This window comes from Azomonas agilis, from assembly GCF_007830255.1.
Classification (GTDB): domain Bacteria; phylum Pseudomonadota; class Gammaproteobacteria; order Pseudomonadales; family Pseudomonadaceae; genus Azomonas; species Azomonas agilis.
Genome location: NZ_VLKG01000001.1, coordinates 488328 through 502936, shown reverse-complemented (window position 1 = coordinate 502936; position 14609 = coordinate 488328). Strand labels below are relative to the sequence as shown.

Below are 14609 nucleotides of genomic sequence, written 5' to 3'. Positions count from 1 at the left end.
GTATATGGACTCTCCCCACAAGTAGTGAGCAAAGCTTTGCTTTTGCACCTGTCGTCAGCGCGGTTGCATTCGTATATCCGGCCTGTTCTGGGCGCTTACGCCCTGGCCATGCTGTAGTTCGCGCAGCGGGGGCCAAGCGTTCAATCGATCACGGGGATCATCATTGTTATCGGCCTTGTTCCGCTGCAGGACTCGCCTGTTCCGACAGTGCTGCTGTTCACCACAACCACCAGAAAACCATCACATCTTTACTGATTACCCCCGCCGTTAGGCGAGCTTTGTGCTCTGCCAGTTGCCATTGAACCGCCGCTCGTGGCACCAAACTGCCCAGCAGATCCGTACCAGCTTGTTGGCCAGGGCTACCGCCGCTTTGTTGTGGCCGATCCGCGCTGCTGTTTCTACAACCCATCGCTGTAAGTGCGTTAGCTTCTCCGGCGTGCGCGCCTGGCAGCGTTGGGCAGCCAGCAAGGCGGCTCGGGAGCCATGGATCAACAGGGTGCGCACATAGACGTTGCCCTGTCGGCTGATATGGCCGAGTTTGCGGCGGTCGCCGCTACTGAACTCGCGTGGCGTCATGCCCAGCCAAGCGCTCAGTTGCCTGCCGCTGGCAAAGCGTTCTGGTTTTCCAACAGCGGCGGTCAGGGCGCTGGCGGTCAGCAGGCCAATGCCACTGACTTCATCCAGTTTGCGTACGACTTCGTCGGCGGCGTGCCAGCGCTTGAGCTGTTGCTCGCACTCGGACATGCACTGCGCGTACAGGTTGATCTCGGCCAGAACAATCTGCAGTTGAGGCCGCAGCAGTGCCAGCTCAGGCCGCTCGATTAGCTCATGCGCGGCGCGCAGAAACGTGGCGGTGCTGCTGGGCGCTTCAATCCCCGCCTCACGCAAGAAGCCGCGTAGCAGGTTGATACGCTGGGTACGGCTCTTCTTCCAGGTTTCACGCAGGCCATGCAGTTGCTGCACCTGCTGTTGTTCGTGGGTTTTTACCGGCACTGGATGAATATCGCGACAGCGGGCCGCTTCGAGCATGGCATCGCAGTCGTTGCGATCAGTCTTGTTGCGCCGGCGATAGGGCCGCACGTAGCGTGGATGAATCAACATCACTGCATGCCCCTGTGCTTGCATCGTGCGCCCCCAATAGTGAGCGGTGCCGCAGGCTTCCATCACCCATTCGACGGGCTCGCTCTGCTCCTGTATATATTGCCGAAACGCCACCCGGTTCAGCCGTTTACGCTGCACCACTTGGCCAGAATGGACACTCTCAGCAACTTGGTAAATGGACTTGGCCAGATCAACTGCGATGCGCTTCATCACTGCTCTCCCACTCAGCAAACGTCGTTACTTCGGTATAGAACCGTGGCGTGGGGAGAGCCCATTACAGCATTCAAGCCGATGCCGCTTCGCGGCACGGCTTAACTCAAGCGTTAGGCAAAGGAGCCTGTCCCATGGAAAAAATACCCAACGCAAAAGTATGGATTCTTGGACGAGAATACTTAGAGGCCGCCGAGAGCCTCGTCAAAGAGATGAAGCTTTGGCCGGCCGCAGTTCTGGCCGCACTATCAATCGAGATTTTTCTGAAGTCATTTCTCGCACAAGAAGACAAACATGGATACCCCAGCACACAGCGCGGGCACCCACTAACCGACTTATTCTCCAAGATAGATGTTGCAGATCAGGCTGAAATCATCAGATTCTCAAGTCAAATAGATTCGACATACGACGTTCGTGCTTCTCTTGCAAAATTCAACGACATATTCACTGTTGCTCGATATCGCTATGAAAGAGAGGCCGTGAAGAGTGTTGGGAACGACATCGTGATTTTTGCGTGTCATTTGTGTGACGCTATACTCGAACTCGGAAAAAGTAGAGGGGTATGAATTCGCCTAACAATTCCGTCGAGAGGGACCGCCTACAAGCTACGCTTGTAGGTTCCCTTCACGGCTTCGCCGCTTCGGCGGCCCCTCACGTCAAACGTTAGAGTGCAGTGAAGGGAAAGGATATCGTGTACGAATTTAAAGATAAGACATATCTAATCACTGGTGGCACAAGTGGCATGGGCCTGTCTGCTGCCAAACAAATCTCCAAGGGTGGCGGTCGCATCATAATTACCGGCCTAAACCCAGAACGTCTGAACGCTGCGCAGCAAGAACTTGGGAGTGACGCTGTCGTACTGGAGAATGACTCAGGCAGTCCAACAACTGGTACTGATCTTGCCAGTCAGGTAGAGAAGATTGGCAGATTGGACGGCCTTTGGCTCAATGCAGCGATTGCGCGAATTGGGCCTCTTGAGGAAATCACTGTCCCCACGTACAACCAGATCATGGATATAAATGTACGCGGCCCCTTGCTTCAACTTGCTGCGCTGTCGGCACTGATCAACGACAATGGCTCTATTGTTGTTACTGCATCTAGTTCTGTCTATGAGGGAGCGGCCGCAACGAGTCTATACGCCGCATCAAAAGGGGCATTGCTGGCCGCTGCCCGCTCTTGGGCAAGTGCCGTTGCTCATCGTGGGATTCGAGTAAATACGCTTGTACCCGGGCCAATCGCAACGAACTTTAGAAGTTTTCTCCCAGATGAAGCGCGCGAAGGGTTCGAGAGCTTTGTAGTAAATCAGGTTCCCTTACAGCGAGTTGGAACATCAGAGGAGGCGGCAGCCGTGGCACTATTCCTTTTGTCCAATGCCTCTTCCTATGTAACGGGCAGTCAGTATGCAGTCGATGGTGGATTAATCATGCAGTAATCGGGCTGCACTCTAACAATTCATATATGGACTCCCCCCACAAGCAGTGAGCAATAGCTTTTCGAGCGCGGTTACACTCGTGTATCCGGCCTGTTGCGAGCTCAGTACTCTGGCCATTCTGTAGTGTGCGCGTGGTCAATCGATCATAAGGGTCATTGTTGGCCTTGCATTACTGCAAGAGCGATGATTAAGACTAGGATTGAAATAAATACTGCTAAAAATAAAACAGCCCACAAAAACAAAACGGCATAGTCGGTCGAGGACTATGCCGTTTTTGTGCATCAAGCCAAACTTAGTGCAGTTTCAGGCGCGGCTCTGTACTACGGCCAATACGGTCGCTTAATACTAAGAGCAGGGTACGGAAGGCTCCGTACAGAGCGACTTGGTGCATACGGTACAGAGAGATGTAAAACATACGGGCCAGCCAGCCTTCCAGTTTTACATCGCCCATTAGGTTGCCCATCAGGTTGCCTACGGCGCTAAACAGAGACAGCGAAACCAATGAGCCGTGGTCGCGGTATTTGTATTTGAGCAGCGGTTTGCCTTCTAAGCGACCGATCAGGGATTTGGTCAGCATAGAGGCTTGTTGGTGAGCAGCTTGAGCACGAGGCGGTACGTTACGCTCATTACCTTCAGACAAAGGACAGGCAGCACAGTCGCCAAAAGCAAAGATATTATCGTCCAGCGTGGTTTGCAGGGTTTGACGCACGATCAGTTGGTCAATACGGTTGGTTTCCAAGCCGGCGATGCCTTTCATCTGGGCATGACCGCGAATACCGGCAGCCCAAACTTTCAGGCTGGCTGGAATGAAGCGGCCATCAACGATCTTCATGCCCTCAGCAGTAACCTCTTGTACGGGGGCGGAGGTGAGGACAGTCACACCTAGCTTTTCCAGTGTCTCGTGGACGGGTTTGCTGATGCGATCACCCAAAGCAGGCAATACCTTGGGGCCGGCTTCAATCAGGGTAATGTCCATATTTTCTGGACGGATTCCTTTCAAGCCATAAGCGGCCAGTTCACGAGCCGCATGGTGCAGTTCAGCCGATAGCTCAACACCGGTAGCACCGGCCCCTACGATGGCAACACTGATTTTGCCTTCGGTTTGTTCTTTGTGGGTGGAGTGCGCTGCCAGATAGTGGTTTAGCAGCATTTGGTGGAAATTAACTGCTTGTTGCAGATTATCTAGGAAGATGCAGTGTGCAGCAGCTCCTTGGGTACCAAAGTCATTGGTGCGGCTGCCAACGGCCAATACGAGCGTATCGTAGTCTAATGAGCGTGGAGGAACGACCTCTTCGCCTTTATCGTTTTGAATCGCCGCCAGTTGAATTTGCTTAGCGTCGCGATCAAGGCCACAGAAGGTACCGATTTCAAAATTGAAGTGGTTCCACTTAGCTTGAGCCACGTAGTTCAGCTCATTTTCTGAGGTGTTCAGGGAACCAGCGGCAACTTCGTGCAGCAAGGGCTTCCAAAGGTGGGTGAGGTTTTTGTCTACCAAGGTGATGGTAGCTTTGCCTTGTTTACCCAGAGTGCGACCTAAGCGTGTAGCCAGTTCCAATCCACCAGCACCACCGCCAACAATCAGGATTCTATGAGCCATAACAATCAAATTTCCTTTAGGTTCAGAGTTGAATAGGCCGGTCACATCGCTTTGGGACATGACATGGCTAGAAGAAAAGGCCTGAGGAAGATCCCATGAAAGTGGGCGTACCGACCAGCATCCAAGTGCCGTATTTTAGGTTTATGCCCGTAGTTCTTAAGTCTCTCGTAAGCAAGTCGAATGCCACTTATTTGTTTAAATACTGCGTCAAATAAGCGCTAGGAATATTTGGATTGAATGCAGGAAAATATGCAGTTGGCTGGAGATAGCGGCACTTATTGACGCGCGGCAATAGGTCGCAAATCCAAGATTGGGATGGCTTAGGGGGGAATATTAGACCATTGGCTAGTATGGAAGCCGAGTAGATCCTAAAAAAGTTTGATCTAAATCAAATAAAAGCGCCCTATTGTGGAGCGCTTTTTTGAAATTAACCCTGCAATTTATAGGAAATTGAGCACTCTTGGTGCGATCGTTGTATGGCTTTTTATATAGATATTAAGGTTTGGGTAACTCGTAAGGGTACACGCGATTAGCCTGCATAAAGTAACCCGTTTCAGCCAGTTCACTGCTGGTTTGCTGTACTTTTAACGGGCCTTCAATCCAAAAAGGTTGGTATAGAGCCTCCTGTACTACCCCGGGAGAAACCTGAACATACACAATTTGGTTGGAGGGTGGCGGGGGTACATGAATACAAGCACCGAAATAAGGCACTAATAGAAATTCAGTAACCCGCTGCTGCGTGTCGTAGCTCAGAGGCACCATATAGCCGGGGAGCTTGATGGTTTGCCCCTCAAGCTCCGCAACTACAGGGGCATTGGTTAGAGTTTGGGCCATTCGAGGGCCGGTTTCTCCTCCATCGTGGGACACTAACGGTTGGCCTAGAGGCTTAGCATGGGCGGGAACCATTTCTGCCCACGCCAACGCACGGGGCGGCTCTGCGGCCCAGAGGTTGGGAGCCAGCACCAGATACAAGAGGATGGGTAGCAGCAAAGGCAACATGAGTGAAAAGCTTCCTCTAAGAGTGAATGGACAGACCATCCGCCAATGATTGACGGTAAGCACGCCAAGCCGGAATTAGGCCCATCAGCCAAGCCGCACTGAGGACTGTGCCCAATAAAATGAGCTCGTAGGTGCTTGGCCAAGCTAAGGGTAGGTAGAGCCCATAATGTGCTTGTACTGCATCTTGGGCCAGCCAAATGCCCAGGGATACCAAGGAGCATCCCGCCAAGATGCCCAAGGCGGCTAGTGCTAAAGACTCAAACATCAAGAGTCCCGCAATATGCCAAGGGCGTGCGCCTACGGAGCGTAAAATCGCCATCTCTCGCCGCCGCTCGTTTAAGCTGGCCAGAATCACTGTCAGCATGCCCAGTAGTCCAACAAAGACGACACACAGCGAGATTAGAAATAAGGCTTGTTCTGCGGTACTCATCAAACCCCAGAGTTCTTGCAAGGCGACACCGGGCAAAATAGCCAGTAAGGGTTCGCCCGAGTATTGGTTGATATCGCGTTGCACCGCAAAGGTGGCAATCTTGGAGTTCAATCCCAATAAAAAAGCAGTAATAGCCTTGGGCGTGAGGGCTAACTGACGGGCTTGATCGGCGCTGATACGCTGGGCTGCGGAGGGCATACCACCTTGCCAATCAATGTGCATCGCTTCAATGCCGGACAGTGGGACATGCAGGGTACGATCTACCGGTGTTCCAGTAGGCTTTAAAATCCCCACCACCCGAAAGGGCTTATCCTCGTGTTGCACTAAGCTGATGGTGGCTACACCGTGGGCTAACACCAACGACTGATCTAAGCGGTAGTTCAGGCTTTTAGCTACCTCAGATCCGAGCACTACTTCAAAGGGATCTTCAGCAAAGGCGCGCCCTTCAGCTAGCTCTAACGCTTGATTTTGCCCGTAGCGATAATGCTCAAAATAAGCTTCGGATGTGCCTAATACACGATAGCCGCGGTGGGAGTCGCCCAAGGATAGAGGAATGGCCCAGCGTACTTGGGGATGCTGAGCGTAGTGCTGGAAGCTTTCCCAGCGGATATTGTTGGTGGCATTACCAATCCGGAACACTGAATACAGCAGCAAATTCACCGAGCCGGAGCGCGCACCTACCACCAGATCTGTACCGCTGACCGTACCGGCAAAGCTGGCTCTGGCTTCAACCCGTACTCGCTCCACGGCCAATAGCAGGGCTACGGATAAGGCGATGCTGCACAGGGTTAATAAGGCGGTGAATCGGCGGTTTAATAAACTAGCCCACGCTAAACGCAATAAATACATCAGCAGGCTCCCACAACAGGGTGCGCCTGATTCAATTCAGGCAAAGATAGGCTGCGTTGAAAGAGCGGAGCCAAGCTCAAGTCATGACTCACAAACAGCAAGCTGGCTTGCACAGCTTGGCATTCAGAAAATAACAGCTCCAGAAAAGCAGCCCGGCTGTCAGCATCCAGCGCAGAGGTGGGCTCATCGGCAATAATCAGCTCCGGTTGGCCGATCAGGGCGCGCGCGGCGGCTACGCGCTGTTGTTGACCTACTGACAGGCTATCTGCCCGCTGTGACCAAAGAGGGCTGGGCAAGCCCAAGTGTTGCAGCAGATGCTTGGCTGCTTGGCCTTGGCTGCCGTGCTGTTGTTGAGCCCGTTGAGCGCGGCGTTTGGAGAAACGGCAACTCAGCTCCACATTTTCCTGCACGCTGAGAAAGGGCAACAGATTAAATTGTTGGAATATGTAGCCAGTATGATCGGCTCGAAAATGATCTCTCGCCCCCGCTGATCGCTGAGATAAATCCTGTCCTAGAATGCAAATGCGGCCTTGGGTCGGCTTTTGGATGCCGCTTAAAAGCCCCAACAGCGTGGTTTTACCACTACCGCTAGGGCCGTGTAGGAACAGGCATTCCCCAGCGGCTAATTGAAGCTGAGGAATATTAAGCAGCAGCTCTGGTTGCTGGGGCCAAGAAAATTGTACGTGCGTTAGTTCAAGGGTGGGTTGCATCAGGAGGCCTTATAAGGGGTTGATCTGATGACAGCTACTTGAGGGCACAGCTTTTAATATCCGTTTACCCAAATGGGCTAGTGAGCATAAAGAGAAGGCCCCAAATAGAAAAGGGACAGTGCTTGGCCTGTCCCTTTTTACTCCGATAACGCCTAAATCATTAGATGTTTTGACGAATACCGGCAATCAGCCAAGGCTGGTTATTGCCCTGTAAGCGCTCCATACGCCAGCTTTCGCTAAAGCGCTCGCCTTGGTCGAACTGATGCTCTTTGCTCAGACCGCTAAAGGTCAGGGTAGCCACGGTTTTATCCGCCAAATCATCCACGCCATCCAATTGGATGTGCAGGTTTTCGATTTGGGTAGTTTGGTGGGCTGAACCTAGGCGCTCACGTTCTTGCTTGAGTAAAGCCAGCATATTGGGGGTGACAAAGTCCGCAATGCTGTCCATATCGTTGACGTTCCAGTAGCGCTGTAAGCTGGTGAAGTGCTCACGGGCGGCCTCGATAAAACTCTGCTCATTGAACCAAACCGGCGCTTTAATCGGGGCGGGTTGGGCGGTTGCAGAATTGAATAAGCCCCCCTGATTAGCCTGAGCACTTGGTATTTCGCGGTTCATGCTGGAGGGATGACCGGCCATCGCAGGCTGCTGTTGCTGACGACGCTTACGGATGAAGTAGAAAATGCCAAAGGCAATCAGCGCCAGCAGCAGGATATCGAGGAACTGGATGCCCTCAAAGCCGCCCCCCATAAACAGTGCTGCCAACAGGCCACCGGCTGCCAAGCCAGCTAAGGGGCCAAGCCAACGAGAAGCACCGCTGGCGGCAGGTTGCTGTTGTGGGCGCGCTTGAGGGTTGGCCACAGGAGCAGGGGTGCTGGGGCTGGCATCACGACTTTGATGGCTGGGTGCAGAACCTAAGCTGTTGCCGCCTCCCATACGTTTAGCTGAGGCATCAAAGCTCAGCGTTAAGGCGATACTGAACGCCATGAACAGACTCAGAATACGTTGCATAGAAATATTCCTAAGGAATAGGATCCGTGAGGATCGTGACCTATCTAGTCTGCCAGAACCTAGCTGAAAGCGTTCAGACCTTTGTTTTGTTGTGTTGCTGGATATGTACAACAAAACAAGGCCTTAGGCGGGATAAATAGCGCCTAATATGCGTAGGCCAAGGGCTCCTGTAACACTGGGGCGATTGGCTGGAATCCCTTCTAAACAGCAGTGAGCCAGCCACGCAAAAGCCATAGCCTCCATCCAATCAGGATCAACACCTAAGGCTGCCGTTGTTTGCAGGGTGCTGGGGGCCAGTAATTGTTGTAAGCGCTCTAAGAGCTTGGTGTTGTGGGCTCCGCCGCCACAAACAAAAATGTCTTCGGCTTGAGGTTGGGTGCGGGTTAAGGCATCACTGATGCTGCGAGCCGTCAGCTCCAACAGAGTAGCTTGTACGTCTTCAGCGGGCAGGCTGTGGGGCAAAACGGCAAGATGATCTTTGAGCCAAGTTAAATTAAACCGCTCTCGACCTGTACTTTTAGGCCCCGTAGCCGCAAAAAAATCGTCGCTTAAGAGTTGTGTGAGCAGCTCAGGCCGAACGCGCCCAGTGGCCGCCCAAGCGCCATGAGCATCGTAGCTTAGGCCTTTTTGGTGACAAATCCACAAATCCATCAGTACGTTGCCGGGGCCACAATCAAACCCCTGCACTGCTTGTTGAGGCGTTAAAAGGCTGACATTGGAGAAACCACCAATATTCAACAGCGCCCGCACTCGACTAGGGTGGGCAAAAAGTGCCTCATGAAAGGCAGGAACTAAAGGGGCTCCTTCGCCGCCTGCGGCCAGATCGCGCCGCCGAAAATCAGCCACCACGCTAATGCCAGTTAATTCGGCCAATAACGCAGGATTACCAATTTGGACGCTGAAACCTTCTTGGGGCATATGGCGAATGGTTTGCCCGTGGCTGCCTATCGCACGGATTGAGGATGCAGGACGCTGCGCCTTTTCTAAAAGCTCTTGGATACCCTGAGCCGCCAATCGAACCCAGTGTTGCTCTGCCAAGGCGCTGCGCACGATTTCATCGGGGCCAGAACTACAAAGCGCCAGTAAAGATTGGCGTAGGGGTTCTGGCATCGGTAGGTAGTGTGTTTCCAGCAAGCGAGGTTCTGTGGTTTGCTCAACTAAAACCAGATCAATACCGTCAAGACTGGTTCCAGACATCACACCTGCATAGAGTGGCATCAGAGCTTCCTAAAGTTGATTTAAGGCTAACAGTGTCGATTTCTCTTGATCCATACGGGCTAATAAGGATCGGCTCATTTGCAGGAAGCGCGTTTTTTCTCCGGCCACCAGCGGATTGGTCGTTGGAAGCTTTTCACTTAGAGGATCAATGTGCTGTCCATCGACCTGAAACTCATAATGCAAATGCGGCCCGGTAGATAGGCCCGTGGTACCAATATAGCCGATAATTTGGCCTTGTTTGACGTTACTCCCCTCACGAATACCCCGCGCAAAACCCTGCATGTGGGCATACAAAGTGCGATAACGCTGACCGTGTTGAATGATGACCGTATTACCATAGCCACCGTTGCGACCGGCCATCACGATTTTACCGTTACCTGAACTTCGAATCGGTGTTCCGGTGGGGGCTGCGTAATCTACGCCTTTGTGGGCGCGAATTTTATTCAAAATCGGGTGACGGCGACCGGCAGAAAAACCGGAGGTAATGCGCGCAACATCCACCGGAGTACGGATAAAGGCTTTACGCATACTGTCACCCTGAGCGTTGTAGTATTCCCAACCGCCTCCTTTAGCCTTATAGCGTATGGCCGTATAGGTTTTGCCTTGGTTGGTGAAGCGAGCGGCTAAGATATGACCTGCCCCGATGTTTTTACCCTTGACTTGCTTTTCTTCGTAGATGACTTCAAAGGTGTCACCTTTTTGCAGATCTAAAGCAAAATCAATGTCGTAGCCAAAAATTTTGGCCAGATCCATCGTCAAGGCATAGCTCAAACCCACACTGCGCGCAGATTCAACAAGGCTGCTGTTGATTACGCCAAAGGTATAGGCTGAGCCGGTTTGGGGTTTGGAGTGCTCTGTTTTCAGGCTATAACCTTGGCCCGTCTCATTGCGTTCTAAGATCAGGTTTCCGTGATCTTTAGTTTGGGTGCGTACTTGGTGCAGTTGCCCCTGCGCATTGGCATGAAACTCTAACGTCTGTCCTCGTTTGATTTGGGTAAATACTTTGGATTCAGGCGTTGTCTTGAGAATGTCGTGGGCTAGCGTAGATGGGTAGCCGGCTTTGGTGAAGACTGAGAACAGGGTATCCCCTTGCTTTACCTGTATTTTTCTAACAGAAGCCTTAGCCGTCTGGGGGGCACTAGACTCTGCATCCTTATCGGGGAGCTTTGCAGCATGAGGCAGCCTAGGAAAGGGGTTATCAATGCTAGTGTCCGTAACCTGATCTTCAAGAGCTTCGGAACCCGATCCACTTTCAACTGCTTCACGTAAATCCTGTTCTAAGGCTTTGAATTCTTGGCTGGCATCGAAGTTGTATTCCAGTAAGCTACGTTTGGCCTCTACTTGCCGCGAAGGAAAGATTAATAGGGCGAAACTGAGCACGGCCGCGATGCCACTGGCTGCCAGTAGATGTCCTTTGGGATAACGTGGCTTTTTTTGAGCGAACATCATCATGGGGGGATGGCATTAGGTAGTCAAAACAGCCGCCTAAAGTATAAGCAAAGCTACCCCGAGGCAACCCTAAATCACCATAAGTCTGGGCCTTGATGGCAGTTTGAAATTGATATAACTGGTTATTTATTCAGTGTTTTTCATTTGGTTCCAATTTTTGAGGTCTGTAGAGGCATTTAAAGAGGTGGAGGTTTGAGCGTATGCGCCGTTTTGTGATTGTGTGCAGCATATCGGTATAAGGTCGGCGTTCTTTAGCTTGCTATAGCCTTATTTAAGGATAAAGGCTAGGGCCTGTTGAGATTCAGCTTTCCCGCTCCAGTTTCCTGTGATGAAGTATGGGAATGGTCAGACTCGTACTCACAGACGCCCAATGGGCGAAGATGGAACCACATTGCCTAGGTAAGCCAAGCGATCCAGGCCGTAGTGGTACCAATAATCGACGCTTTATCGAAGCCGTTCTATGGATTGCCCGTACCGGCAGTCCATGGCGCGACCTCCCGGCTGAACTCGGTCATTGGAATACTGTTTTCAAACGGTTTCGGGACTGGGTGAAGGCCGATGTCTTCCAGCGTCTATTCGATGCTGTAAGCGATGAACCCGACATGGAATATGCGATGGTCGACGCGACCATCGTAAAGGTTCATCGCCATGGCCAAGGCGCAAAAGGGGGACTCAAAGCCAGGCCATAGGCAAGTCCAGAGGTGGCATGACGAGCAAGATACTGGCCCTGACAGATGCTTTGGGGAACTTGGTGCGCTTTATCCTACTACCTGGGCAACGCCACGATATTACGGGGATTGCTCCCTTGATCAAAGACGTTGAGTTTGATGGCTTGATCGCTGATAAAGCCTTCGATGCCAACGGGCTGATTGCTGATTTAAACCAGCGAGGCGCTAAGGTCGTGATTTCCCAGAGCTCGCAACGCAGAGCACCTCTGGACATTGACTTGGAGATTTACAAGTGTCGGCATCTGATCGAGAACTTCTTTTGCAAACTCAAAGAGTTCAAACGAATTGCCATGCGTTGTGACAAGACCGATGCGAGCTTTTACGCCATGGTCAATCTTGTCGCAGCCATTATCAATTCACGATGAATCTCAACAGGCCCTAGTTGACTCAGGTTTTACACCCAGACTAATTTCCCCCCCTGTTTTTCCTCGTTGCTTCATGTAGTATGCGCAAAGACGGACTACAAAACGGGATTCCCAAGTCCGTCATCGCCAATTCATAAGGGGATTCCATGCTGTAGCCGGTGTTACAGACCCGGACGGCAGCCCTACCGATGCTCGCTTTTAGGCAGCGTCAGATTCTACAACGAGTGAGGCAAGTGATGACTGAGCGCATTCAAGTCGGTGGCCTGCAGGTCGCCAAAGTCCTGTACGACTTCGTAAACAACGAAGCCATTCCCGGCACCGGCGTGTCTGCCGAGTCCTTCTGGGCCGGCGCTGCCAGCGTCATCCATGATCTGGCTCCTAAAAACCGTGCTCTGCTGGCCAAGCGTGATGCTCTGCAAGCCCAAATCGATGCTTGGCACCAAGCCCGTGCCGGTCAAGGCCATGATGCAGCGGCCTATAAGGCCTTCCTGCAAGAAATCGGCTACCTGCTGCCTGAGCCCGCTGATTTTGCGGCCACCACTCAGAACGTGGACGCTGAAATTGCCTTCACCGCTGGCCCGCAGCTGGTCGTACCGGTAATGAATGCCCGTTTTGCCCTCAACGCCGCCAACGCCCGTTGGGGTTCGTTGTACGACGCGCTGTACGGCACCGATGCTATTCCGGAGACCGATGGAGCGGAAAAAGGTAAGGGCTACAACAAAGTCCGTGGTGACAAAGTCATCGCCTTTGGTCGTGAGTTTTTGGATCAAGCGGCTCCACTGGAAAGCGGTTCCCATAAAGATGCGACCGGCTACCGTATTGAAGGCGGTCAGCTGTTGGTCAGCCTGAAATCTGGCAGCACTGGCCTGAAAAACCCAGCCCAACTGGCCGGTTTCCAAGGTGAAGCCAGTGCGCCGAAAGCCGTGCTGCTCAAGCACAACGGCCTGCACTTTGAAATCCAGATCGACCCCAAAAACGCCATTGGCCAAACCGATGCCGCCGGCGTGAAAGACATCCTGATGGAAGCGGCTCTGACCACCATCATGGACTGCGAAGACTCGGTAGCAGCTGTGGATGCGGATGACAAAGTCATCGTCTACCGCAACTGGCTGGGCCTGATGAAGGGCGACCTGTCGGAGGAAGTCAGCAAGGGCGGCAGCACCTTCACCCGTACCATGAACCCAGATCGTGAATACAGCACGCCAGCGGGCGGTAGTCTGACGCTGCACGGTCGTTCATTGCTGTTTATCCGCAACGTCGGTCACCTGATGACCAACGATGCAATCATCGACAAAGACGGCTTTGAAGTACCGGAAGGCATCATGGACGGTCTGGTGACCAGTCTGGTGGCCATCCACAACCTGAACGGCAACACCAGCCGTAAGAACAGCCGCACCGGCAGCGTCTACATCGTGAAGCCGAAAATGCACGGCCCTGAAGAAGTCGCCTTCACCAACGAAATCTTCGGTCGCGTTGAGGATGTGCTGGGCCTGCCCCGTAACACCCTGAAAGTCGGCATCATGGATGAGGAGCGCCGCACCACGGTTAACCTCAAGGCCTGTATCAAAGCCGCCAGCGAGCGCGTGGTGTTTATCAACACCGGCTTCTTGGATCGTACCGGCGATGAAATCCATACCTCCATGGAAGCTGGCCCCTTTATCCGTAAAGGCGACATCAAAAACGCCGTTTGGATCAAGGCCTACGAAAACTGGAACGTGGACAACGGTCTGGCCACGGGTCTGCCGGGTCGTGCGCAAATCGGTAAAGGCATGTGGGCCATGCCCGATCTGATGGCCGCCATGTTGGAGCAGAAAATCGGTCATCCGCTGGCTGGTGCCAACACCGCTTGGGTTCCTTCGCCCACGGCTGCCGCGCTACACGCCTTGCACTACCACAAGGTCGATGTGTTTGCCCGTCAGCAAGAACTGGCCAAGCGTGAGCGCGCGTCCGTAGACGATATCCTGACCATTCCGCTGGCCCCAAGCGCCAACTGGACACCTGAGGAGGTTCAGCAAGAGCTGGACAATAATGCTCAGGGTATCCTCGGCTATGTCGTGCGTTGGATTGATCAGGGTGTGGGCTGCTCCAAAGTGCCGGACATCAACGATGTCGGCCTGATGGAAGACCGCGCTACTCTGCGTATTTCCAGCCAGCACATTGCTAACTGGCTGCGTCATGGCGTGTGCACGCTGGATCAGGTGATGGAAACCCTGAAGCGCATGGCCGTGGTGGTAGACCGCCAAAACGCCGAAGATCCACTGTATCGTCCTATGGCACCTAGCTTTGATGGCGTGGCTTTCCAAGCTGCCGTTGAGTTGGTGGTTGAGGGTACGAAGCAGCCCAACGGCTATACCGAGCCGGTTCTGCACCGCCGTCGCCGCGAGTTCAAAGCCAAAAATGCTTGATTAATCGGGTGATAAGGGGTTCTGTATAAAGATAAGGGGTTCTGTATAAAAAGGGGCCATCCTGTTGCGGTCAGGGTGGCCCTTCGTATTTTATTACGGGGACTCTC

The 14609-nt window shown here is 52.9% G+C and carries 12 protein-coding genes; 4 read left to right on the top strand and 8 right to left on the bottom strand.

Features of this window, described 5'->3' with window-relative positions:
- Positions 1 to 267 precede the first annotated feature (267 nt).
- Positions 268 to 1311 carry an IS110 family RNA-guided transposase gene (locus tag LX59_RS02320; RefSeq protein WP_144570217.1) on the bottom strand — a complete coding sequence of 348 codons (1044 nt, stop codon included), beginning with the start codon at positions 1309 to 1311 and terminating at the stop codon, positions 268 to 270.
- 134 nt (positions 1312 to 1445) lie between these two features.
- Here LX59_RS02320 and LX59_RS02315 point away from each other — a divergent pair, with 134 nt between their 5' ends.
- A complete protein-coding gene (locus LX59_RS02315) occupies positions 1446 to 1877 on the top strand; it encodes a hypothetical protein (RefSeq protein ID WP_144570216.1) in 432 nt (143 codons plus the stop codon).
- Between the two features lie 125 nt (positions 1878 to 2002).
- Positions 2003 to 2743, top strand: a complete 741-nt coding sequence (locus tag LX59_RS02310; protein ID WP_144570215.1) for an SDR family oxidoreductase — start codon at positions 2003 to 2005, stop codon at positions 2741 to 2743.
- Between the two features lie 292 nt (positions 2744 to 3035).
- Here the strand turns inward: LX59_RS02310 and LX59_RS02305 are convergent, their stop codons facing one another.
- The 7 genes from LX59_RS02305 to LX59_RS02275 form a co-directional block, all read right to left on the bottom strand.
- Positions 3036 to 4340, bottom strand: coding sequence for an NAD(P)/FAD-dependent oxidoreductase (locus LX59_RS02305; protein ID WP_144570214.1), 1305 nt, complete (start codon positions 4338 to 4340; stop codon positions 3036 to 3038).
- Positions 4341 to 4835: 495 nt separating this feature from the next.
- Positions 4836 to 5339, bottom strand: a complete 504-nt coding sequence (locus tag LX59_RS02300) for a DUF3299 domain-containing protein (RefSeq protein ID WP_144570213.1) — start codon at positions 5337 to 5339, stop codon at positions 4836 to 4838.
- Positions 5340 to 5355: 16 nt separating this feature from the next.
- A complete protein-coding gene (locus LX59_RS02295; protein WP_144570212.1) occupies positions 5356 to 6618 on the bottom strand; it encodes an ABC transporter permease in 1263 nt (420 codons plus the stop codon).
- The gene (locus LX59_RS02290) at positions 6618 to 7328 is read right to left on the bottom strand and encodes an ABC transporter ATP-binding protein (protein ID WP_425457464.1); all 711 of its coding nucleotides are present in this window, start codon (positions 7326 to 7328) and stop codon (positions 6618 to 6620) included. Before LX59_RS02290 ends, LX59_RS02295 begins: the two co-directional genes overlap by 1 nt.
- A 160-nt stretch (positions 7329 to 7488) precedes the next feature.
- Positions 7489 to 8337, bottom strand: a complete 849-nt coding sequence (locus LX59_RS02285; RefSeq protein WP_144570210.1) for a TIM44-like domain-containing protein — start codon at positions 8335 to 8337, stop codon at positions 7489 to 7491.
- A gap of 123 nt (positions 8338 to 8460) precedes the next feature.
- Positions 8461 to 9555, bottom strand: coding sequence for an anhydro-N-acetylmuramic acid kinase (locus tag LX59_RS02280; RefSeq protein ID WP_144570209.1), 1095 nt, complete (start codon positions 9553 to 9555; stop codon positions 8461 to 8463).
- 9 nt (positions 9556 to 9564) lie between these two features.
- Positions 9565 to 11007 carry a peptidoglycan DD-metalloendopeptidase family protein gene (locus LX59_RS02275; RefSeq protein WP_144570208.1) on the bottom strand — a complete coding sequence of 481 codons (1443 nt, stop codon included), beginning with the start codon at positions 11005 to 11007 and terminating at the stop codon, positions 9565 to 9567.
- 332 nt (positions 11008 to 11339) lie between these two features.
- Here LX59_RS02275 and LX59_RS02270 point away from each other — a divergent pair.
- Positions 11340 to 12097 (top strand): IS5 family transposase gene (locus tag LX59_RS02270; RefSeq protein WP_144570207.1). Its coding sequence is split into 2 segments (ribosomal slippage): positions 11340 to 11676 and positions 11676 to 12097, totalling 759 coding nucleotides; the frame shifts between segments, so codons are not numbered across the junction.
- Between the two features lie 236 nt (positions 12098 to 12333).
- Positions 12334 to 14502 (top strand): malate synthase G, encoded by a 2169-nt coding sequence (locus tag LX59_RS02265; protein ID WP_144570206.1) that lies wholly within the window; start codon positions 12334 to 12336, stop codon positions 14500 to 14502.
- Positions 14503 to 14609 lie beyond the last annotated feature (107 nt).

What these genes read in the sequence shown, in the direction of transcription:
- LX59_RS02320 (WP_144570217.1), bottom strand. Translation starts at nt 1,311, where the DNA reads ATGAAGCGCATCGCAGTTGATCTGGCCAAGTCCATTTACCAAGTTGCT.
- LX59_RS02315 (WP_144570216.1), top strand. Translation starts at nt 1,446, where the DNA reads ATGGAAAAAATACCCAACGCAAAAGTATGGATTCTTGGACGAGAATAC.
- LX59_RS02305 (WP_144570214.1), bottom strand. Translation starts at nt 4,340, where the DNA reads ATGGCTCATAGAATCCTGATTGTTGGCGGTGGTGCTGGTGGATTGGAA.
- LX59_RS02300 (WP_144570213.1), bottom strand. Translation starts at nt 5,339, where the DNA reads ATGTTGCCTTTGCTGCTACCCATCCTCTTGTATCTGGTGCTGGCTCCC.
- LX59_RS02295 (WP_144570212.1), bottom strand. Translation starts at nt 6,618, where the DNA reads ATGTATTTATTGCGTTTAGCGTGGGCTAGTTTATTAAACCGCCGATTC.
- LX59_RS02290 (WP_425457464.1), bottom strand. Translation starts at nt 7,328, where the DNA reads ATGCAACCCACCCTTGAACTAACGCACGTACAATTTTCTTGGCCCCAG.
- LX59_RS02285 (WP_144570210.1), bottom strand. Translation starts at nt 8,337, where the DNA reads ATGCAACGTATTCTGAGTCTGTTCATGGCGTTCAGTATCGCCTTAACG.
- LX59_RS02280 (WP_144570209.1), bottom strand. Translation starts at nt 9,555, where the DNA reads ATGCCACTCTATGCAGGTGTGATGTCTGGAACCAGTCTTGACGGTATT.
- LX59_RS02275 (WP_144570208.1), bottom strand. Translation starts at nt 11,007, where the DNA reads ATGATGATGTTCGCTCAAAAAAAGCCACGTTATCCCAAAGGACATCTA.
- LX59_RS02265 (WP_144570206.1), top strand. Translation starts at nt 12,334, where the DNA reads ATGACTGAGCGCATTCAAGTCGGTGGCCTGCAGGTCGCCAAAGTCCTG.